Origin of the sequence: Pseudoalteromonas arctica (assembly GCF_012927645.1) — a bacterium.
Classification (GTDB): domain Bacteria; phylum Pseudomonadota; class Gammaproteobacteria; order Enterobacterales; family Alteromonadaceae; genus Pseudoalteromonas; species Pseudoalteromonas arctica_A.
The window spans coordinates 20,995-41,755 of the sequence record NZ_JABBMT010000032.1 but is presented as its reverse complement, the minus strand read 5'-3'; the positions used below and the strand labels follow the sequence as shown (position 1 = coordinate 41,755).

The 20,761-nt window shown below is 37.1% G+C and carries 18 protein-coding genes; 6 read left to right on the top strand and 12 right to left on the bottom strand.

The window, feature by feature from the left end; all coding sequences use genetic code 11:
- The 8 genes from tnpA to HHO47_RS15835 all read right to left on the bottom strand — a co-directional run.
- The coding region (tnpA, locus tag HHO47_RS19815; protein WP_432651941.1) for an IS66 family insertion sequence element accessory protein TnpA at positions 1–163 on the bottom strand (163 nt) is incomplete at its 3' end.
- A gap of 76 nt (positions 164–239) precedes the next feature.
- The gene (locus HHO47_RS15865; RefSeq protein WP_169021183.1) at positions 240–1,496 is read right to left on the bottom strand and encodes an ATP-binding protein; all 1,257 of its coding nucleotides are present in this window, start codon (positions 1,494–1,496) and stop codon (positions 240–242) included.
- Positions 1,497–1,558: 62 nt separating this feature from the next.
- A complete protein-coding gene (locus HHO47_RS15860) occupies positions 1,559–2,878 on the bottom strand; it encodes a site-specific DNA-methyltransferase (RefSeq protein ID WP_169021182.1) in 1,320 nt (439 codons plus the stop codon).
- 161 nt (positions 2,879–3,039) lie between these two features.
- Positions 3,040–4,653, bottom strand: coding sequence for a Tn7-like element transposition protein TnsE (locus tag HHO47_RS15855; protein ID WP_169021181.1), 1,614 nt, complete (start codon positions 4,651–4,653; stop codon positions 3,040–3,042).
- The gene (locus tag HHO47_RS15850) at positions 4,640–6,157 is read right to left on the bottom strand and encodes a TnsD family Tn7-like transposition protein (protein WP_169021180.1); all 1,518 of its coding nucleotides are present in this window, start codon (positions 6,155–6,157) and stop codon (positions 4,640–4,642) included. Before HHO47_RS15850 ends, HHO47_RS15855 begins: the two co-directional genes overlap by 14 nt.
- Before the next feature lies 1 nt (position 6,158).
- Entirely contained in the window at positions 6,159–7,829 is a 1,671-nt protein-coding gene (locus HHO47_RS15845) for an AAA family ATPase (protein WP_169021179.1), read from the bottom strand.
- Positions 7,826–9,910, bottom strand: coding sequence for a Mu transposase C-terminal domain-containing protein (locus HHO47_RS15840; RefSeq protein ID WP_169021178.1), 2,085 nt, complete (start codon positions 9,908–9,910; stop codon positions 7,826–7,828). Before HHO47_RS15840 ends, HHO47_RS15845 begins: the two co-directional genes overlap by 4 nt.
- Complete coding sequence (locus HHO47_RS15835; protein ID WP_169021177.1) at positions 9,894–10,721, bottom strand: TnsA endonuclease C-terminal domain-containing protein; 828 nt, start codon at positions 10,719–10,721, stop codon at positions 9,894–9,896. The genes HHO47_RS15840 and HHO47_RS15835 overlap by 17 nt, the downstream gene beginning before the upstream one ends.
- A 236-nt stretch (positions 10,722–10,957) precedes the next feature.
- Here HHO47_RS15835 and HHO47_RS15830 point away from each other — a divergent pair, with 236 nt between their 5' ends.
- A complete protein-coding gene (locus HHO47_RS15830) occupies positions 10,958–11,173 on the top strand; it encodes a hypothetical protein (RefSeq protein ID WP_169021176.1) in 216 nt (71 codons plus the stop codon).
- Positions 11,174–11,356: 183 nt separating this feature from the next.
- On the opposite strand, the gene glmS is transcribed toward HHO47_RS15830, so the two are convergent.
- From glmS to HHO47_RS15810, 4 genes are all read right to left on the bottom strand, one after another.
- Positions 11,357–13,177: a glutamine--fructose-6-phosphate transaminase (isomerizing) gene (glmS, locus tag HHO47_RS15825; protein ID WP_169021175.1), complete on the bottom strand. Its 1,821-nt coding sequence runs from the start codon at positions 13,175–13,177 to the stop codon at positions 11,357–11,359.
- Positions 13,178–13,290: 113 nt separating this feature from the next.
- A complete protein-coding gene (locus tag HHO47_RS15820; protein WP_145240141.1) occupies positions 13,291–14,049 on the bottom strand; it encodes a DeoR/GlpR family DNA-binding transcription regulator in 759 nt (252 codons plus the stop codon).
- A gap of 117 nt (positions 14,050–14,166) precedes the next feature.
- Positions 14,167–14,808, bottom strand: a complete 642-nt coding sequence (locus HHO47_RS15815) for a helix-turn-helix domain-containing protein (RefSeq protein ID WP_248291025.1) — start codon at positions 14,806–14,808, stop codon at positions 14,167–14,169.
- A gap of 312 nt (positions 14,809–15,120) precedes the next feature.
- Positions 15,121–17,184 (bottom strand): winged helix-turn-helix domain-containing protein, encoded by a 2,064-nt coding sequence (locus HHO47_RS15810; RefSeq protein WP_169021173.1) that lies wholly within the window; start codon positions 17,182–17,184, stop codon positions 15,121–15,123.
- Positions 17,185–17,372: 188 nt separating this feature from the next.
- On the opposite strand from HHO47_RS15810, the gene HHO47_RS15805 reads away from it, so the two are divergent.
- From HHO47_RS15805 to HHO47_RS15785, 5 genes are all read left to right on the top strand, one after another.
- Positions 17,373–17,567: a hypothetical protein gene (locus HHO47_RS15805; protein ID WP_169021172.1), complete on the top strand. Its 195-nt coding sequence runs from the start codon at positions 17,373–17,375 to the stop codon at positions 17,565–17,567.
- Complete coding sequence (locus tag HHO47_RS15800) at positions 17,567–18,427, top strand: hypothetical protein (protein ID WP_169021171.1); 861 nt, start codon at positions 17,567–17,569, stop codon at positions 18,425–18,427. Before HHO47_RS15805 ends, HHO47_RS15800 begins: the two co-directional genes overlap by 1 nt.
- A gap of 342 nt (positions 18,428–18,769) precedes the next feature.
- Complete coding sequence (locus HHO47_RS15795; protein WP_169021170.1) at positions 18,770–18,958, top strand: hypothetical protein; 189 nt, start codon at positions 18,770–18,772, stop codon at positions 18,956–18,958.
- 61 nt (positions 18,959–19,019) lie between these two features.
- Positions 19,020–20,054, top strand: coding sequence for a radical SAM protein (locus HHO47_RS15790; protein ID WP_169021169.1), 1,035 nt, complete (start codon positions 19,020–19,022; stop codon positions 20,052–20,054).
- Positions 20,055–20,057: 3 nt separating this feature from the next.
- Positions 20,058–20,753 carry a hypothetical protein gene (locus tag HHO47_RS15785; protein WP_169021168.1) on the top strand — a complete coding sequence of 232 codons (696 nt, stop codon included), beginning with the start codon at positions 20,058–20,060 and terminating at the stop codon, positions 20,751–20,753.
- The last annotated feature ends 8 nt before the right edge of the window (positions 20,754–20,761 follow it).

The following is a 20,761-nucleotide window of genomic DNA, read 5'->3' as shown; positions in this document are numbered from 1 at the left end:
CTCGAACAAAGCTGCCTGATGAGGCATTAAGCTTACTTCGTGCCGCATAAAAGCTTGTTTTTGATAAAGCATGTTGTTGGCAAAACTCAGTAATAGTTAAATCGCTGGCTTGTTGTTCTTCGATAATACTGCGCCATTGTTCAAGGCTGCGTGTTTTTCTCATGGCTATCTCCTCATTGAAATTCAGAAATAGCTTAATCGGTTTGACGAGTTACTGGCAGGTGCACTTTGCTAGACGCTTACATTTGTTCAGAAGGAACATAGAATTGGTTTGGCTTACTTCTATCAAAGAAGATTGAAGCAACTCCACTTTTTTCCGCTCTCTGTTCACTTTCAGGAACGGCTTTCCCTGTTGGTGTTTTTTGGCCCTTTTTCAGACCTTTTTTTAACTCTGCGCCTTCTGTTTGAATTAATCTATTTAACTGTTCTAGATCTTTTAGTAACCCCCTAGTTACGTTGTTTTCAACAAAGTTCGTTCTATCTGAATTAAATTCCATTTCGCTACTTTTGCTTACAACACCAACTCTACCAATCATCTGAGGCAAAGTCTCTCCAGACTTTTTCTTCCTCAATAACTCAGGATTAAAAATAATTGTATTGTTAAAAAGGTTATTATTCATATATATCAATGGATAAAGAGCATCATCATGTACTCTTCTGTTTAAAGCTGAAACTGATTTTGAATTTTTCCCTTTCTGGAAATGAAAAATTATTAGCTCAATATTGATCGAGTAATCGGTTCTCATGAGAGCGTGTGAAATAGACTTTAAATGTTCGCCCTTGTGATAAAATTCAATCTCATTCTTTGATGAGTCATAATTCACATAGAATAATTGGCTGTCTTCATTTTCTTTTGTGAACGGCTTCAGGCTTCTCGTCGAAACAACTTCCTGCTTATGCTCAATTTCAATTTTGATATCAAAGGAATCATCAATTATAGTTGCAGCTAGCTTTTCTATGACTCTATTATCACCACCATTCAAGTCATTTAATAACTCATCTATCTGAGCCTTGTCTGAATGGACAGTAATTGTAGTTCCACATTTTGAATCCGGTTCAGTTGTTATCGTAATTGCTGTCCCAGCTACATCTTCTTTAGCTACCAGTTCAGATTTACATACAGTGAAGTTGCTTCGGGTACCACCTTTACTTGTTGCCCACTCAACTTTATCGCCAAACTTAAATGCAGAAAGAAATCCAAGCCCCTTTGAACCTTGAGTTAACCTTTTAATACCATTGTGCTCAACTTCATGGCCATAACGCTTGGTACTTTTCGAAATATGGAAAAGAGATTTGATTTCTTCTTCCCCCATTCCATAACCTTGATCTATGATAGATATAGTTTGATTTGATGGCGTGATTCTAATAACAACATCAGGGGAAAAAGCATCGTAAGCATTTTTAATGAGTTCATTCAAAGCAAAGAGTGATGACGGTATCTTTTGAGAAAGTTCCTCAATTAAGTTTCCACTAAATTTGATTGATGCCGATGACATGAAAAATTTCCTTATATATTAAAATAAATGCATAAAAGTAACTATGTTTTATAAATTTTGTCTTATTTTCGCATAATCAAAATAGACTCTTTTCCCATAGTCGAAGCTATTTTGTTTCTCTTCGCCATCCTCTTGGATGGAATTTCCCGCTCTAATTCATGGACAAAATGACACCCATGAAACTCTAAGAGTTCTCTCATTATTTTGTCTAATGGTACCTCAATATTAGAAATTCTGCGATTTCCTAATGTCCATATCATATAAGCATTTTCTCTCAGAAACCTTAATGAATTAGTCAATGATTTATCTAAATCATGGATAAATGAAATCAATTTTTTAATATTTTCAGGGTTGACCACACGTATTTTTTCAACGCACTCAACAAATGATTCCGATCGACCTTTAACTTCCTCATATTTTATTTTTGAATCTTTTATAGAACCACCCAAGCTCATAGAATCAATAGCACTTTTATGAGCAAGTAACCCTTTATGAGTTAAGTTATCAATATCTTTGAGGTCTATCCACATTAAAGGAAGGTATGAAAATTGCCCATATGTAACAGTCGTTTGATTGTCACCATAAGGAGGGGAACTAACGAGTAAATCACACAACATTGTGTTTTTAATAGTTCCTGCTGTATCTACATTTTTTATTACTACATCACTTAAAGAGGTAGATGTTTTTAGAACATTGTTTTCTGCAAGCACGCTTTTTTGAGCAGCTATGCTTTGAACATTTTTTCTAAGTTTTTTCTCAAATGCCTGAAAGGCAGAAGGAGTACTTTCCATCTGCTCGTCAGACTTAATATGAAGTTTATAAGTTGAACTTCGAGAGTTACAAACAGAACGAACAGTACTTGCCATCGATAACCAAAATATTTTTCTGGCCCACTTAGATGGCTCAGCCTTGATCGCACGATAAATTACGCTTAACTCAATTTGAACTTCATTTAGGAACCATTTATTGATCCCATCAAATTGAGTAGCTATTTCATTAGAAGTATCAGACTTTATAACTTCTAAAAGGTGTTCAAACTTTTCATTTAGCTTTTTAGTGTATAAAGGGCCACTTTTAACCTCACAAGCAAGAATTGCTAACGGGTTAATATCTACCCCCAGGAAATCTAGACCTCTACATAAAGCTTCCCCCAAGGTTGTTCCAGACCCCACAAAAGGATCAAAAACTCTATGAATATTCTTATCTTCAGCTAATACAGCATCAATTAACTCCCCTTGCATTTCAGGAACCATCATTGCGGGATACTGTAATAAACTATGACAATGATGCCTCTTTGAGCGCCCTCTAAAAGACCAGTAAGTATCATCTTCTAGCGAGTATGCTTCAATCCTTTTGAGTAGCTCTCTATCATTGTCTAACATTTTCTCTATTCCAATTTATAAAACATTATAATTAAACTAATCATATCAGTTTTTTTAACTGTACTCCAGGTTCTTAAAAAAATCCCGAAGAAAATAACTACCTGTTTTGTTTTGCTTTTTTAATATTTAGTTTTTTCCTCTGATTCAATAATTTAAGTTTACTATAATACTAATTTGAATCTAATTGCCCAACGACTCACTTCAGAATTATTTAATTGACCATCTTTCATTGACTGTTGATGCGACACGCTTTTATGATTACCTTCACCAACTAATTCATCAAAATACTTTTTAGGCCAACTAAATTGATTGCTTAGTAATCGCCTTTCTATTTCTGGTATAAAATCTCTTAGTAAACCTATTGGTTGTAATGCTCTAGCTGAAATTACTTTTGTAGCGATTGATGCTCGACCATCAGAGGTATCTACCTCCAACAAAAGATAGCCCTCACCTTGATGTTCAATTCGCACAATAGCCATACATCTTGGTGACCAGTCAGTCATTAGATGGCTTTTACTGCGGCCTATTTCTGGCAACTTGCGAACAACTGGCTTGCTTTGCTTTACACAGTGCTCTTTTTCTAATATTTCCAGCATTTTAAAGAAACTATCAAACTTATTAAGGTATAAATTGGCGTTATCAGCTTGATCATCTAAGCCATCAACGGTGGCTCTAGGTATGTCGCCACGAGAGTTTGAATCATCTGTGCTTACCTCTGGTGATAATGTACTAGGTTTTTCTTCGTCTTCTTTACCACCTGATTTAGCTTTGGCTTTAGCATAAACTTTTCGGGTGCGGGGAGAGTTATTGAAATTAATTAGTGTAGCATCACAAAATATCAATGCTGATTCGTTATCTGAGCTGCCATCGCTTTCTTCGTCTATTTCTCGCTGTGTAGGTAATTGAGGATAAGTGCCACCTGTGCCTTTGCTAGAACTAGGCTTGTTCTCAGTAAAGTTTGGATGAAAGTAACCAATATCTGCAATGTCTGGAAACGACAAGTTTTCTAGCGCTTCAATACGATTAATAAACCAAATATTTTCATCCGGTGATTTCCAGCCTCGTGCGGCGATTTTTACGCCCTTCAATTGAGGTGGATCAAACCTAAATGTCCAGCGCTCAAACCTGTCTGTTTTTATAAGCTCTTGTGAGAAATTCCTATAAATACTTTCAAACGAATCCTTTACATCACTGTCTAGCAATATCCAAGCAAGCAGATATCTAAACCCTTCATTATCAAATAATACTTTTGGGCAATTTGTTGTAGGCAAAGCGTTGATTAATACATCAAGTGGAAACTCTTCATCATCACTTGATGGATTGTGTTCAACGTCAAATTCAAAATCGAGAGCATTGTTAACCAGCGCTGCGTTAGCAAAATAGTTATTAGTAAAAAATAGTGCACGGGCGAGCTCCAATTGTGGGAGATAAATAGTTTTATCTTCACTTTCAAACATAAAGCAATTTTGAGATTGCTCATCACCAGCTTTGAATTTAACTAAACCACAATCTTTAACAGTAGCCATTTGCCAAAGTGCATTATCAGGTAAGGTAAATTCAAGTGGGAAGCCAGGAGGAATGGCTGCAGTAGTCTGATTTAATACGACTTGCCTGCTTAAATATGGGAGTTGGCTAAATTTAAGAGCTTGACGGGTGGAATTCTCAATACGAACACCAATATCCCATGTTAGACGGTCGCTGTATTTAAACAGGTTACCCATAGCCTGTATTCTGGCATTGTCTGGTAGTTTTTTAAATCGATCAACTTGCTTCATACTTTACTGCATATCCTAACAGTTGCGACACAATTGGTCGGGTTCTTTCCTTGCTTAATCCTGCTATACGCTCAATTCGCCATGCTTTCAATTGCTCGTATTTTTTTAAACTATCAATGCAAGCTAATGCAATTCTACGACATTGATACTCTTCTATACTTTCACAATATTTTTCAAAAAACAATTTACATAACGGTAACTTTTCTAAATGTTTGATCTGAGACAAAGGGATACTTGCATGGGTAACCAACCAGGTTACTGTATGGCGGTCTGAATCAAGCTGAGTTTCTACTTCATTTATCAATGAAATAAGTTGTTTTACATACTTTTTGTCTCTGCAGGGCCAATCAACTTTGTTTATTTTAACAATACTTGGGCGCACTGAGTCTTGATTAAATTGCATTAGCCATTGCTTATCATGCCGATATAACCATATGTATAATCCTGCAAACCCTTGGTTTCTCGCACCTTTAACGCCAAATTTAGCGACAACGTGTTGCCATTCTGTGCGACGTACTTGATCTACTATTACCGGCTCAATATGCGCAGGTACATCATCGTAATGTGATTGTGGTAATTGTGAGACTTCAAAGAGTATTTCCGCTAGATCCAGTTGTTGCTCATAGCACGCTTGCCATACAATCAAGTGCTGAAGATAGCTAAACGATTTTCTGTGTTTTCTAAACAAACACCTTAACCAATTGTTCTCATCTACTTTACTAATACTGAGCGAAAAACTAGCTAAGGTATGAGCTCCCCAGTAACCTAAAACCAAGTTTGCAATTAGATTATGCTCAACACGCTTTCTCCTAACAAAGCCTAACTGCTTAGCTAATTGATAATAAAAACAACTCCATTGCAACGAGTGAATACGCTGCTCAGGCAAGTTCAGTAATTGCTGAGCATACGCTGCAAGCATTGCAACTTTTTTGGTTGTAAGCCGTGGGCTTGAGTGTAAAAGCACATGAGGACTAAGTGCGATAAATTGATGCCTGTGTACTTCGCTAATCAACACAGGGCTTCCTATAAGATACATTCCGTGCTCTGCACAAACTGATAAGCCAGGAAGCTGCCATCGCCTTGCCCAAAATGCCTCTCCATATTGTTTTACTTGTGCCCCTACGCATAACGGGCAATATCGCAAGTAGTAAGGACTTTTAACTTTGGATGCCGCCTTGCCTAGCTGTACTTCTGCAGAATGTCTGCAATCAGAGAGTAACTCATGCTTAGCGTGTTCGGTAATGTCTGGATGAACAAAAGATGAATATAATGGAAATAGTGTGTGAGCTTGTAATAGCTTGCATGGCGTTAAATCAGCATTACCTTGATAATGTATAGAGATCTGCGATAAATGTCCTTGAAACGCAACTGAGGCGATTATTTTACGGTTTTGAAATACATCATCAAGTAATTGTTTGGGAGAGGTTATACCTGAATGTACACCGTATCTTGCAATAACGCTATAAAGCAGCTCATCTGGATAAGGCACAGGTAAGCACGCCATGCTACACGCTTTGCTTAAGCCAAGCGGTTATATCAAAAATATTTCCTTGTTGCTTGTAGCGCTGATAAAGCTCAGTTGACTGCTTTTTGTGTTGAGAGTAACCAAACCGTAAATCGTTGCTTGATAGTGTATGCCAATCTTTAAGTTTGATTAGCTTTGGTTTTTCTTTGGACTGTTCAATTTCGTCTGGCGTTTGCTCATACCACTCAAGTACGAGTGGAATAAGCCCTCTTATCTGTAAGTTTGGGTGGTCTTTAACTGCTTTTTTAACTAATGGTACCAATAACTCCGAGTCGCACCCCATCCCGAGCAGGAGATTGTAAAGCCTCATAGCCTCTGAATCACTGGCGAAAGGTAGTGAGTCTAACTTAGTAGCTTCAACTTCAGAGATCTGCTTACTGAGCTCTAACAATCGTTTATCTATTTCTCTAAATTGTAAGTCTGAGTATTTTGCAATACTACCTGCTTTACCAGATTTAAGCGCCTCAATCATCGGATGAATAGGCTGTAATTCTGATTCATACACTTTCACAAATAGTTTTGAAGATAACCGTTCAACGCCTGTAATAATGGCGCGTAATTGTGCGAGTACAAATAACTTAACTACAATGTCCAACACACCTTGGGATAATTCAAACCACGTATTTCGGATCTCTTCGGTGAGCGGTTCATCGCGGTGAATAAGCCACTGGTACTGCCAAAGCTTATCAGTCAATAATCTCCACTCTGTAGGCTTTGGCTTCCCCGTTTCCTTATCAATTCTATTTTTGTACTGTGGTAAAGGCTCCCAAACCATAGATCCAATTCCAGTACTGCGCCTTGCCGATTGCAACTCTAGCTCGAATATCGGCCTAGCTTTAGGGGTACCAACTAAAATCACCGGCACACCAATAATATTCACTAGTGCTACAAAGAACTCTAGCATCCGCTCTTGCCCTTCTTGTTGCTTACGTCCTAAGCGTTGAATTTCATCAATCACTAAAACGCCAATAGCATATTGGTTGGCTACCTGCCCCATAAATGATAACAGTACCTCTGTACTATGACGTTTGCGACCGTACCTTTCAGTAAGGTCAGTATGAAGGTACTTATCTACCTCTTGGAAGAAGTTTAAGCATAAGCTCTTTAGAGACCCATCAACTGGGCACTCAATACGCAAATAGGTTAGCTGGTAAGTATTATATTGCTCGTGATAAATCGTTTGTGGGTAGGTGGCTAATATCCGTAATACACTGGAACTTTTACCGCACCCAGAGCAACCGATTAGCGATAAACAACGCGCAGTTGACGGAGCTTCAGCGAAACGAAAACTATTGATATCTCCTGTCATCATTCGTTCGTAGCCATTTTGCAAATGTTGTTGCAGCTGACCAGTCGCGATGTTTCTGGCAACATAGCCACCACGGATCATTAGAGCTATTTTTTCCTCGAGTGCCACATGTATAGATAGCGGCTGAAAAAAGTCATCAAGTAAGCCACATAGCTCATGTGCTCGTTGCCTTGCATCTAGATAACCTGCTGCTGGGTCGTATTTAACCTTACCTTCTAGCTTAATTTTAAGCTCATTGATTTTGCTAACTTTTGGTAGTGCCTCAATAAACGGGTTACTTTTGTAACGCTCAATGTCAGATTCCTGATAAACGGCTCTGAAGATGTTATGTGGTAAACTCATGCGTCGTCATCCTCCTTAAACAACTGATCCGAAAAGTCAGGAAAATCCAAATCCTCATCCGGCTCTGAGAGGTAATACACTTGAGCTGATTTACTGGTATCAATCTCAACTGGCTTATAAGCTCGTGTTTTGCGTTCTTTGGCCTTTTCATCAGCTCGATTATCACGGATATTGCGTATTCGTTCAGCATTTGAAAAACCAATTTGTTTTGGTGCTATTTTTTCTGCTTGTTTAACAACACCTATTACTTGCCGCTCCAAAACGCGCTTGCGTTCATCGGCAATTAGCTTTGCATCTGCCTGAGTTTGCTTTAGTTCATCATTTTGTTGCCATACATCCCAGAAACTAGCTCCAGAAAACTGCCTTGAGCGTGTTGATAATTGGCAGGCAAAGTAGCTGTTGCTTTTAGAGTCAGGGTATATGTATATGTAATCTGCTGTTGCTAAATCATATGCTACATCAACTTTTTCAGGTCGCTTAACTTCCTTACTTCGGTGCATCCAGCCAAGCTTTAAGAGCTCAGAACTGGTGTAATACAGGCCAAAAATGCAAGCTCCCGATTCTGATATCGTTGCGCGTGTTCGCGGCATGAGCGCCACACGTAGATATTCTGCTTCAGGCTTTTTTAATCGACCGGTGCGATGTTGTAAGCCCCAATTCCATAATGCTAGAGGGTTATTTGGTAAATCGGTTGGCATATCAGCTGCTTTATCATAGCCGTTAATTACGTGATATTGGTTGTGGTACAGTACTGACGCTAAAATAATTTTAGTGAACTCTTGAATCGTAAGCTTAGCGTCTAAGCGATAATCTCTGTCGCCTTGCTTTTTGATCTTGGTCCCTGTGACAACACCCGGTGAAAAAGGCTTAAACACTGCTTGAAAAGTGTTAAAAGAACGCTCAACAACACCTTTCGCCTCACTTCTAAATGGCGATGTATTTTCAATACGCACCCCAAATCCTTTGTCTAGGCATTCAATCTGATGCCCCATTAATTCACCTCTATCCGCTAAAAGTGCGGAAGGTAAGCCAATACATGGCCATTCTTCTGGGGTTATATCAAAGCCAAACTTACGACAATATTCAGTTTTATCAGTAGAAGCCATATATAGGGCTTGGATTGCTGCTGCATATGATGGGTTTTCAAAGCCGATATAAAAGCCTGCCACCATACGGCTAAATACATCAATGACCATATAAATGATTGGACGACCAACAATATTGCTTCTTTCAGTATCTGATACCAAATAAATATCAGCTATTGTCGCGTCAATTTCGTAACGCATACCTGGCCCCAAAACATCTGCTGCAGCAGTACCAGTAAGCGGTCGAATATCTTTTTTTCGTTTTATCTCACCAGCCTGCGCTTCAATTTTGGCTACTTGATGATATTCACGTTTGTAGAAATGCTCCATTTGCCTGAGTGTTGGCAATTCCTCTTCCGGTAAATCAGGAAAGTACTGCTCATAAATATCTTTGAGTCTGTTGTGCGCGTATCTAAATGGTTTGCCTTTGTCGGTTAATATGTGTCGTTCAATAGCTGTACGAAATAACTTCTCTGTAAAATCATCAATTAAAGCGCCAGTACCAGGCATATATTTGCGCGGTCGCCCTAACTTTGTTGTAGCTCGGCGCTTCTGGCCCTTGGCACCTGAGTTTTTATAGTCAGGTAACAATGCGTTCGGGATCTGACCGCGCTGCCAATACCTGCGGGCAAAGCGGTAAATAGATTGCTTAGTTTTACCTGTATCAGCTACTATTTGATTAACTACTCTGCCACGAGCTTTTGATTCATAGCAGTCTTCAAGCTCTATTAAGGGTTTAATTGCTGCATAGTTTTCATCACGCTTTATCTGAGCGGTAGAACCTGGTTCAGGAATAACTGTGAAAATATCACGATATGGGTCATTCGTACGTTTGATTACTTCATCTTGAAACCCTTGCTCTAGTTCAGCTATTTCGACAAACTCAGGAAAGGCCTTATCATCATTTACTTGTATCCAAAGTACGTAGTAATCAAACACCATTAAAATACGGTACAAAGTTTGCTCGTATTGTAATACTTCATTGATTTGAAACACGCAACACCTCCTTAATCTGATCAACATCACCTAAATTAAGTTGCCCAACTTGAAGTTTTTGAACTGGCGTAAAAATATCAAAGGTAAAATACCTATTTGCCATTAAGCAGCGTATTTCATAGAGTGACTCTCCTAAATCTAGTTCGTAGGCCGAATCAATCTCCTTACACGTGTTTATAAGAGTTTTGGTTGGATGTTTAGCGAAATAGTCCGCATAAAATCGAGCTTGCTCAATAGCTGATTCGGGTGTTTCTTTATGCGCCCCCTGCATTGAGTAAATCCATTCTATATTAATTTTCACTACGCGCGGGATTTCGGCCTCAGTTACTATTTGCCAAGGGATCTTTTTTTCATGCCAATAACGGCGTTCTAGTTCAAGAATCTCTATTTTTCGCAGCTCTTCAAACGAATTCATATACTTAGCTTGTAACGCAAAATAGGGGAGATCACGGGAGCTGGTTTCAACAAGAAAGTCACTTGATAAATATTGCTCTAAACCGCGCAAATTCGGGTGCTTAATACCTGCCGCTTCAGCAAGCTCTTTAGTAACATCACGATCAAGCGGAAATTGTTCCTTTACTTGCAGCACATCTGACCGCCATTCAAGCAAGTAAAACATAGAAAGTTCGAGGTCAGATAATAAATGGTGTGTTCGCTTGGACTTATAACCAAAAACACGGTGCACACGACCGTCGGATGGTACATCGTAAACGGTTAACCAAGGTTTATAATCTTGATGCTCGCCTGAGCCGCGCCCTTCTTTAATCCATTTACTATATTGGGCTTCAGTATGACCAATCTTCCTAGACATAATATACCGCTATAACTGATTTAAATTTGAGCATAGCTAGAGTGAAAGTGTGATGCAACTAAATTACTTTTCTTATTTAGAATATGAATTCACTTTTCCTCCATGCTTCTTCATTTATAATTTTATTAAAACCACTCCTTTTCTAAACAGAAATTAATTGCTTGAAATAACGACTTAGCGTCCCCAGTATATATTTTGTGCAATGTTGCATTTAAAAAGTAAGCAAGGAAAAAACAATGAATGATTGGGAACATGTAAATTTTAGTGAAGATCACGAGATGGATTACCATTTAGGATTAGTAAATAAATCCAAGTCTCAGGCTAATCGAACATTTTTAAGAGAGAATACTCAGCGGACTGCAAAAGATGATTTAGATAAAAAAATTATTACGCATACTGAATTTAAGCCATATGTGATAGACGACAAGATTAATCTAGAAGACCCGAGATAAGCATAGGTTTATCGCAGAAGCTCTCGCGAAATAAAAAGTAAAAAGTTAATAATTTAAGGCCGACATAATTGTCGGCTTTAAATCACTTATCAGAATTAAACTTTATTGTTTGGGATGACACTTTATTGTATGGGGTGAAACTTTATTGTTCACCCACAACAGATAATTATCAACTTATTGATTTTACTCAACAGTAACCGATTTTGCTAGGTTACGTGGTTGGTCAACGTCTGTGCCTTTAATTACTGCTACGTAGTACGACAGCAACTGTAGTGGAATTGTATATACAACAGGAGCAATTACGTCATCTACGTGGTTTACGTTGATTACACGCATGGTGTCGTCTGACTCAAAGTGTGAGTCTTTATCAGCGAATACATAGATGATGCCGCCACGTGCACGTACTTCTTCTACGTTTGATTTTAGCTTTTCAAGCAGCTCGTTGTTTGGTGCTACAACAATAATTGGCATGTCGGCGTCAATAAGCGCTAGTGGGCCGTGTTTAAGCTCACCCGCTGCGTAAGCTTCAGCGTGAATATATGAAATCTCTTTAAGCTTTAGCGCGCCTTCCATTGCGATTGGGTATTGTGAACCACGACCTAAAAACAGTGAATGGTGCTTGTCGGCAAACTCTTCTGCTAAATCTGCAATACCATCAGCAAGTAATAATGCTTCTTCTAACTTGTTTGGTAAGGTTTTAATCGCGTTCACAATTACACTTTGATCTAAGCCTTTTTCTTGCGATACAGACGCAGTAAGCATTAACAAACCAACTAATTGCGTGGTAAATGCTTTAGTAGACGCAACACCAATTTCAGCACCTGCTTTAGTCATAAAGGCTAAATCAGATTCACGAACGAGTGATGAGCCAGGTACGTTACAAATGGTCATTGAAGCCATGTAGCCTTGCAGTTTGGCTAAACGCAGAGCAGCTAGGGTATCGGCAGTTTCACCTGATTGTGAGATAGTTACAAGCAGGCTGTTTTCATGCACGAAAGACTCGCGATAGCGGAACTCAGAGGCAATTTCAACATTACAGCTTACGCCAGCAAATTGCTCAAGCCAATAGCGAGCAACCATACCTGAGTGGTAAGAGGTACCACAGGCAATAATTTGTACGTGTTTTACATCTTTAAAAATTTGCTGTGCGCTGTCGCCAAAGGCATCAATGGCTACGCGGTCGTCGTTTAAACGTCCTTCAAGGGTGTTACGTACAGCAAGAGGCTGCTCGTAAATCTCTTTAAGCATGTAGTGACGGTATTCACCTTTACCTGATGCATCTTGTGTGATGTTTGATTCAACAACCTCACGTTCAACCGCATTGCCGTCTACATCAAAGATTTCTACGCTTTCACGAGTAATACGCGCTACATCGCCTTCTTCAAGGTATATAAAGCTGCGAGTTACTGGTAATAAAGCGAGTTGATCAGAGGCAATAAAGTTTTCGCCAAGGCCTAAGCCAATAACAAGTGGGCTACCTGAACGCGCTACGATAATTTCGTTATCATTCGCTTTATCGAATACAACTGTACCAAACGCACCTTCAAACTGTTTAACGGCTGCTTGAACTGACGCTAATAAAGTCGTGTGCTGCTGACGTAACTGATGAATTAAATGCACCATTACTTCGGTATCAGTGTCTGATAAAAATTCGTAACCATCGCCTTTCAGCGCTTCACGCAAGCTTGCGTGGTTTTCAATAATACCATTGTGTACTAGGGCAATTTCGCTGTTTGAAATATGCGGGTGTGCATTTGCTTGCGTCACGCCGCCATGGGTTGCCCAGCGAGTATGCGCAATACCTGTTGTGCCTTTTACACCAGCAGTCTCAAGAGCACTTTTAAGGTTTGCAACTTTACCAACTGCTTTAACGGTATTGAGCGTGTTGCCTTCTAAAAGCGCTATCCCCGCTGAGTCGTAACCACGGTATTCAAGACGCTTTAAGCCTTCTACTAAAATTTTATTTACTGGGCGTTCTGCAACTGCCCCAACTATTCCACACATAATTTCTCCTTTTGCACATGCCAAAGCGTCAACTTTGGGTTTGTATGTGTTGTTTAATATTTAAATGAACATTACAGGTGTTGTCGGCCTGTAATAAACACGAATTTGTAAATTTATAGCTCGGCGCAGATCAACTGCACACCACACGCTTGTATTGCTTGGCGAGTATCGAGTGCTAAGTTGCTGTCGGTGATAAGCGTAGTCACTTGCTGCCAAGGTAATTCCAAATTAGGGATTTTTCGGCCGATTTTTTCAGACTCCACCAGCACTATAACTTCACGAGCAGCGCCTGCCATAACTTGGCTTAGACCTACAAGTTCATTAAAGGTAGTAGTACCGCGCTCAACATCAATGCCATCAGCACCAATAAATAGCTGATCAAAATCATAAGAACGTAAAACACTCTCTGCAACCTGCCCCTGAAACGATTCAGAATGCGGGTCCCACGTACCACCGGTCATCAAAAGTGTTGGCTCGTTTTCCAGCGCTAATAAGCGATTAGCCACTTTAATTGCATTAGTCATCACCACTAAACCGCGCTTATTACCCAGCTCGGGGATCATTGCTGCTGTAGTACGACCACTGTCAATTATTATGCGGTTATGATCTTTGATTAGTGCTGCTGCGGCTTTTGCAATCGCCACTTTACGTTTTGAATCAATATCATCGCTTACAATTTCTTGCGGCAATGCTATCGCGCCACCATAACGGCGCAGTAATAGTCCGCTTTTTTCAAGCGCTGTTAAGTCTTTACGAATGGTTACTTCAGAGGTTTGAAACTGCTCAGCTAAAATATCTACGGCTACTTCACCTAACTCATTAACTTGAGTAAGAATAAGGTGACGACGTTGCTGGGTGTTTCGTTTAGTCATTAAGTAAATCATTTAAGTTTCGTTTCGAAAGTTAAGGGATTTTAAACGAAACTATGAAAATGGCAAGGTGTAGTTCAAAAAAAGCGCAAAATGCGCTTTTAATTGGTCAGGGAAATTCTATTGAGGACTTAGCAATTCTCCACTCAAAATACATTTAACAATGGCATGCTGTCGGTTTGTACTGTTTGTCTTTCTAATACAATTTGTTAAATGGAAATCAACGGTTCTTTGGCTAATGCTGAGTATTTGGCTGATCTCCCAAGAAGTCTTTCCAATAGAAGCCCAACGAATACATTCTTTTTCACGTCGCGTAATTTTTACAGCCTCAAGATTTGTTGAACGTCGATAAGCTTCAAATATTTCAACTAAAAAAATTCGCCAATAATCCCCTAGCATTTTCACTTTACGAGGTTCAGCGCCTAAATTTGACAATTCCAACACTAGACAAGCAAATTTATTTTTATGTAAACCCGTAGGAATTATTAATACCGACTCAAAGCTGCCAATTAACTCACTTAGCTGAATTGCTCTTGTTTCATTTAAGCAATAATGAAGCAACCCCTTACAGGAATTAATATCATTTAAAAAAGAATCATCAAATTCACCGAAATAATGAGTATCAAACTTAAATAAATCGGAGAGATCAAAAATAATAAACCCTGCTTGAACATAGCTATAATTATTTTTTATACCTTTAAAAAAATCATTAAAGCCATGTATTGAGTTTATAAGCTCAATTCTGGAATGTAGTTCATTCATATTTATCATATGCAAAACTCGATTTAGAATTTTTTTTGCATCCATCTGGAGCCAGTATGCAGATCGCTCTTGGTGAATCATTACCAACAATTTGAGTGTTAATACCTATATACGAGTCAGCAGGATATATAACTGTTAAAAAAGTAAATATAGCGGTATAGATAAGTGATGTTTTATAAATGTTATTCATCGTGATGTAGCCCCTAATTTATGTTGTAATTATTTTATTCACATTAAATTTGAGCTAAAGAGTGGATATTATCAATAACAATGAGATAACTTTTCTATAACTTTACAAAAACAAATTTTAACCTACTGAATATCAATGGAAATAATTTCACTAGTTCTACTACCTAAACTTTCAACGACAATTAAACCATTCACTTTGTCCACATAAAACCCTGGTCTAATCACACTAAAATCAAACGTTTTTGACTTTAGGCTAGAAGCATCAACATCATGTAAGTCTATTTCATAGAAGATCGTATTTATCAAATTGTGATTACTCCATAATACCTTACCGTTTATTACAGCCCAATTCGTGTTTGTCTCAGTGGACATACTTACCGACATTGGAGTCATCGTTTCTTTATACTCATCAAAGCGTGATAACCTCCCCGTATTATCCCCTAATACATATCCCCCTTCAAATTGGCGAATAAAGCGGTAACCTTTAAAGATAAGGTTTTTAGTTTTCTCTTCAATCACATACTCAAATACTTGCCATTCACCATTACTTTTTCGCGTATATAGAATGGATTTTTCATCTAATGAAAAAATAACATCGCCAATCAACTCATCAGCTTTAGAGAGGTAAGTCAGGCTATTATCAAACGTATTAAAAATTGTTATGCGGTCTTGAAGCTTTAATAATACATATTGTCCAAACAGAGAGGGGCTAAGCAACTCTAGTGGTTTTTCAGTACTAATCAGTGTTGCTTTTTTCGTCACATTGCTTTTTTCATAAACAATTAAGGAGCTAACACCTCCCTCATTTATTACCATCCAGACTTTGTTACCTAAAGGCTGATAGGTAATAATGCTACTATCTTGCTCAAGTTGTTTCTCCTGAATCATTTCAACATTTTTAAAATTACTTAGCGGTAGCTTTTTCTCTATTAGAGTATTGATAATATCATTATCTCTGATAGCTAATAGTGTATTTGGAGTTACTCGTTCTAATGCGATCAGGCCTTTGTTTTTATCGATAATGATATTTGAGTGACCTGTTTTAACATTTATTTTAGCTAGCTTTTTATCATCTAATAAAATGATATGCTCATCACCAAGCCAATGAAAATCATAAATAACCTCGTTTTGATCATACTGAAAAAGAACACTTCCCGTCTTTAAATCTAATACTCGAATAGAATTACGCTTACTATCCATATAAACTCGCAGTACAACCAACTTACCTGAATCAGGAGAAATGTCCGCACGACTATCATGCGCGCCTTTTTGGGAGACTGAGGTGATTTCTTCTACCAAACCATTGTCAGTATTGAATTTATAGATAAGCATCGCACTTTTTTTACTTTTTTGCCCAGAAAAATAAATTACGTTATTTTCATTTTCATCGATAAACACATCAGAGATAAAATAAAAGTTTGACACTAAAGTATCTATATTGTGTACACCAGGTGTTAGATCTATCTGCTTTAGTAAGGCAACTCTATCTAAATTATCGGAGAAATATAGCCATTTCCCATCACTTGAAAAAGCCAAGCCCCTAGGTAACCTTGTATCATCAACCAGCACTTTTACTGTTTGATTATTTTGATCTTTTAAATAAATTTGATAGGTATTTCCACGCCTTAATTTACTTGTAAATGCGATGTACCTACCATCATTCGAAACTGCCAACACTCTTTTTTCAGAGATAATTGAATCAATCACTTGCGTGGTAATAGAAGCTTTATACTCCCCATTTTTGTTCCATAAATAGACTAATGAAAATATCATGGTGGTTATAAAAATGAGGTATAAAAGAACCTTCTTTTTACTAACATTATTGTTTTCGGAGTTTTCTTTGCTTCCTATCTCAACAAGAGGAGAAAGCTTAGATACAGGACAAATTAATTTATATCCACGTTTAGAGAGCGATTGAAGATACTTAGGATCTTTATAATCATCATTCAAAATTATGCGAAGTTTACTTATAATTCGCCTTACTGCGGCATCAGAAACACAGCGGTCTTTCCATAAGTTATCATGCAATTCATCCATTGAAATATAACGCTCATGATGCTCAATAAAATACATCAATACGGCAAATACTTTTGGTTCAAGTACAACTAACTGCTCATTAATTTGAAGAGACATCTCTTCAGTGTCCAAACAGTACTCACCAAATTTAATCAACATAGCATTTGCCACTTACAAACCTTAACAGTCCCTTAACGTTCATTATAATAACGTACTGCAATAGTAATTACCATAAAGTTTAATGCATTGATTTAAATGAAAGTTACATTTTGGTTACGTAGATATCATCGCTTAATTATTGCAAAAAAAAAACGACCTTATACGCTCAATTTTAACCCCAACATTATAAGGTACAAGCAATGCAGAACAGCATAAAAAATGAAAAACATGCCATAGCAGCCCACAGAACAAATGATGGATTAATAGAAATCACCAATCTTGAGTTACTTGATGCGTTTGTTGGAGGATTTATAAGCCCTGAAGAAGTTTATTGTCACGTGAGTGATAATGATGAGAAATCTACAACCACGACAAGCCAAGAAGGCATCAGTTAATGAATACTGAAACTTGCAAGCCGTATAAACCAAAACTGAAGCGTTTGGGTGAAAAAAGAGCTCTAATCTCTTTATCGAACCTCGAAGACTGGTGTGAAGAAATGTGCCTTGCGTTTGATAGGGATGTTCTTAATCAAAACTCAAGCTCCAACAAAACCCTACATTGGTTGTTTAATGCCTATCCTCTTATTTTAGCCTACCAAGGAAAAACACAAGAAAGTGAATTGTTTTTACACAGAGTAATAACTTATTGGTCAGATAAATTTTTACAGGATAAAAACAATCAAAATCTTATCAACTTAATAGATCCCACAATCAACTTATTACGTCTTTATAAACTGACAAATAAACACTCAGCATTCCTAAAGCTGATGGGTGAAGCCGCTATTCTAGATAATACAGGCAAAGCAAAACTAGAGCCTATAAGTGTAAACAAAGAAATACTAGGTGAGCAATGGAATACATTGTATGTAGCTACACTCGATGAAACTTTAAAACATTACCTCTTAAAATCAAAATATAATGAAGTTCTTAAACTTAAAGAAACGATACCGCAATATTACAGGGAAAAAAATTTATATATAGAAGCTGAAATTGTAGCCCTAATCAGCTTAGAAAGATTTGAAAACGCAATGCAACTTTGCTGGCGTCAAATAAATAAAAGTACGTGTATAAAAAGTGGCGTATATAGCTATCGTTTATATGAAGCTTTCAAATCTATGGGGCTAGCAGTTAAAGCTGAAACAGTAATGAAACACTTAATTTCAAATATGGAAAAGACCCCCTTAGATTCTTTGTCTAAACTAAATTTCTCTTCATGTATTATCGAGGAAAAAAGCTATCTATTGAATCTCTATTAGTAAAAAAAACACTGAATCAATATGAAAATATAAAAGATGAATTTAATTACGGGATGACTCTTTGTAATTTGCAATCTAATCACCCAACTAATCAAAATAAAGAAAAAATACTTAAACTATATGAGAAAACGGATTATAAAATATTAAAAAATAGAATTGAAATTTTATTTAACATCAAAAACAAAAAAAACCGACTTCGAACGTTTGGCTACCTAAAATATCAAACCATTTAAATGAGATTATTGTATAAACCTCGTAGTTATTACAGTTATCTATTTCTTTTTTTAAGCTCATACTAACTTCACCCCATTAAGGGGAAACAACAATTTAAAGGAGCATAAAATGAGCAATAAATTTGAAAATATAGAAAGTGAAGAAATCAAGCTAAATGAGTTAGGTGAAGTAGAGCTAAGTGAAGAACTTACAGATGCTGTTGCAGGCGGTTTCTCTCCAGAAGAAGAAGACGAAGAAGGTGATACAGGCTGTGGTATCACTATAAATTTCAGCTGTGCTGCTCAACAAGAGCTGTAACTATCACGCAGACTACTTCTTCATAAAGGTAGTCTGCGCAAGCAAAACAATAGGGGGAAAAATGACAACTTCAATAGATCAGATTAAAGGTTTTTCTAAACAACAATTAGTAAACAGCCTCAGTAATGAAAAGTTTCAACTCATTATTTTTCCAACAGAGCAATGCAACTTTCGCTGTGTATATTGTTATGAGGATTTTAAAATAGGAAAAATGCCTCGTTGGTTAGTTGATGCAACTAAAGTTTTAATCAAAAACAAAATGCCTAAGTTAGAGTTTTTATCTTTAAGTTGGTTCGGCGGTGAGCCTTTATTAGCAAAAGAGATACTTTTTGAAATTGCTGAATATAGTCAGTCATTAGCTAAGGAAAACGGCTGTAAAGTCTATGGTGATTTAACAACTAACGGCTTTCTCCTTGATATAAAAACATTAACAAGACTTGTTGAGCTAAAGCAAAATAGCTTTCAAATATCCATAGACGGTGACAAGGAATCACACGACACAACTCGCTTAACTCGTAACGGGAAAGGTAGCTTTGACAAAATATGGGGACGCTTATTAGCTGCATCTGCAACAGATCTTGATTTTCATATAACCCTAAGGATTCATATTACCGACTTAAACCATGAAAGTGTTTTAAGCTTTTGTGAGCGTTATGATAAAGAACTTAAGGAAGATAGTCGATTCAGATTATTTTTTAAAGAAATTTCTAACTTAGGTGGTGACAATCAAGAAAAAATAAATGGCCTAATATCAAGAAAATCTGCAAAAGTATTAGCAAAAGAGCTCACAGAACGTTATTCAGGTAATAGCAAAAAAATAAATGAACTAGGTCATTACATCTGCTACGCAGGAAAGCCTAATTCATTAGGAATTAGAGCCAATGGTAATATCAATAAGTGTACCGTTGCTTTAGATGATGACAGAAACAATATTGGTAAAATTAATCCTGATGGCACACTAACATTGAACAATGAAAAATTTAGTACCTGGATAAAAGGCTTTACGACTCTTGATAGCTGGCAAATGGGTTGCCCGCTAAGCTATATGAATAACAATAGTGTTGTTGGTGACATTGCTATTAAAAAAGTTAGCTAGCTTATGTCTATTGTTAATATGTTCAGAAAAGAAGCCCTTAGAAATCAGTACAAGTCTAGTGATATAGGGAAGTCGCTTATAAAACAGCCTAAAATTATAAATAATTCTATTTCAGCTTTAATCGCAATTTTCGTATTTAGCTTTTTAGTTATTAATGTTCTAACTTTATCAACAAAAAGAAGTCTTGACGCCAAGGTCTCATCTGAACACTATACCCCGCTTATTTATAATGAAGTAGTGGTTATAAATAAGCACTTTGCGATAGATGGTGAGAGCGTTAAAAAAAATCAACAGCTACTTACTATCTCTAAGTTTGATAGTAATAGTAAGTTAGAAAAAGAGGTTATTCGATCTCCTTCCGATGGTTTGTTTTTTCATTCTTTAATCGAAAAAAATATAATACAACCATTTGAACCTCTTGGTTACCTTTTAAGTACCACTTCAGAAAATGAGTTATCTTTTTGGATTTCTAGTAATAAAAATATGAGTATTAATGTAAATGACCATGTTACTTTAATTGTCAGCAATGATGAATTAAAAGGTATAGTCACTATGGTTATTGGTAGTAATAAAAATAATAAAGAACAAAAAATACATTTAAAATTAGAAACTAACAATTATTCAAAACTGTCACCTAACGCAGATATAAAAATACTACTCACTCAGCAATCAGAAAAAGCCCTTAACTTAATTAAATAGTGAAATTT

Coding starts and splice junctions, on each gene's coding strand:
- HHO47_RS15865 (WP_169021183.1), bottom strand. CDS start 1,496: ATGTCATCGGCATCAATCAAATTTAGTGGAAACTTAATTGAGGAACTT.
- HHO47_RS15860 (WP_169021182.1), bottom strand. CDS start 2,878: ATGTTAGACAATGATAGAGAGCTACTCAAAAGGATTGAAGCATACTCG.
- HHO47_RS15855 (WP_169021181.1), bottom strand. CDS start 4,653: ATGAAGCAAGTTGATCGATTTAAAAAACTACCAGACAATGCCAGAATA.
- HHO47_RS15850 (WP_169021180.1), bottom strand. CDS start 6,157: ATGGCGTGCTTACCTGTGCCTTATCCAGATGAGCTGCTTTATAGCGTT.
- HHO47_RS15845 (WP_169021179.1), bottom strand. CDS start 7,829: ATGAGTTTACCACATAACATCTTCAGAGCCGTTTATCAGGAATCTGAC.
- HHO47_RS15835 (WP_169021177.1), bottom strand. CDS start 10,721: ATGTCTAGGAAGATTGGTCATACTGAAGCCCAATATAGTAAATGGATT.
- HHO47_RS15830 (WP_169021176.1), top strand. CDS start 10,958: ATGAATGATTGGGAACATGTAAATTTTAGTGAAGATCACGAGATGGAT.
- glmS (WP_169021175.1), bottom strand. CDS start 13,177: ATGTGTGGAATAGTTGGGGCAGTTGCAGAACGCCCAGTAAATAAAATT.
- HHO47_RS15820 (WP_145240141.1), bottom strand. CDS start 14,049: ATGACTAAACGAAACACCCAGCAACGTCGTCACCTTATTCTTACTCAA.
- HHO47_RS15815 (WP_248291025.1), bottom strand. CDS start 14,808: ATGAATGAACTACATTCCAGAATTGAGCTTATAAACTCAATACATGGC.
- HHO47_RS15805 (WP_169021172.1), top strand. CDS start 17,373: ATGCAGAACAGCATAAAAAATGAAAAACATGCCATAGCAGCCCACAGA.
- HHO47_RS15800 (WP_169021171.1), top strand. CDS start 17,567: ATGAATACTGAAACTTGCAAGCCGTATAAACCAAAACTGAAGCGTTTG.
- HHO47_RS15795 (WP_169021170.1), top strand. CDS start 18,770: ATGAGCAATAAATTTGAAAATATAGAAAGTGAAGAAATCAAGCTAAAT.
- HHO47_RS15790 (WP_169021169.1), top strand. CDS start 19,020: ATGACAACTTCAATAGATCAGATTAAAGGTTTTTCTAAACAACAATTA.
- HHO47_RS15785 (WP_169021168.1), top strand. CDS start 20,058: ATGTCTATTGTTAATATGTTCAGAAAAGAAGCCCTTAGAAATCAGTAC.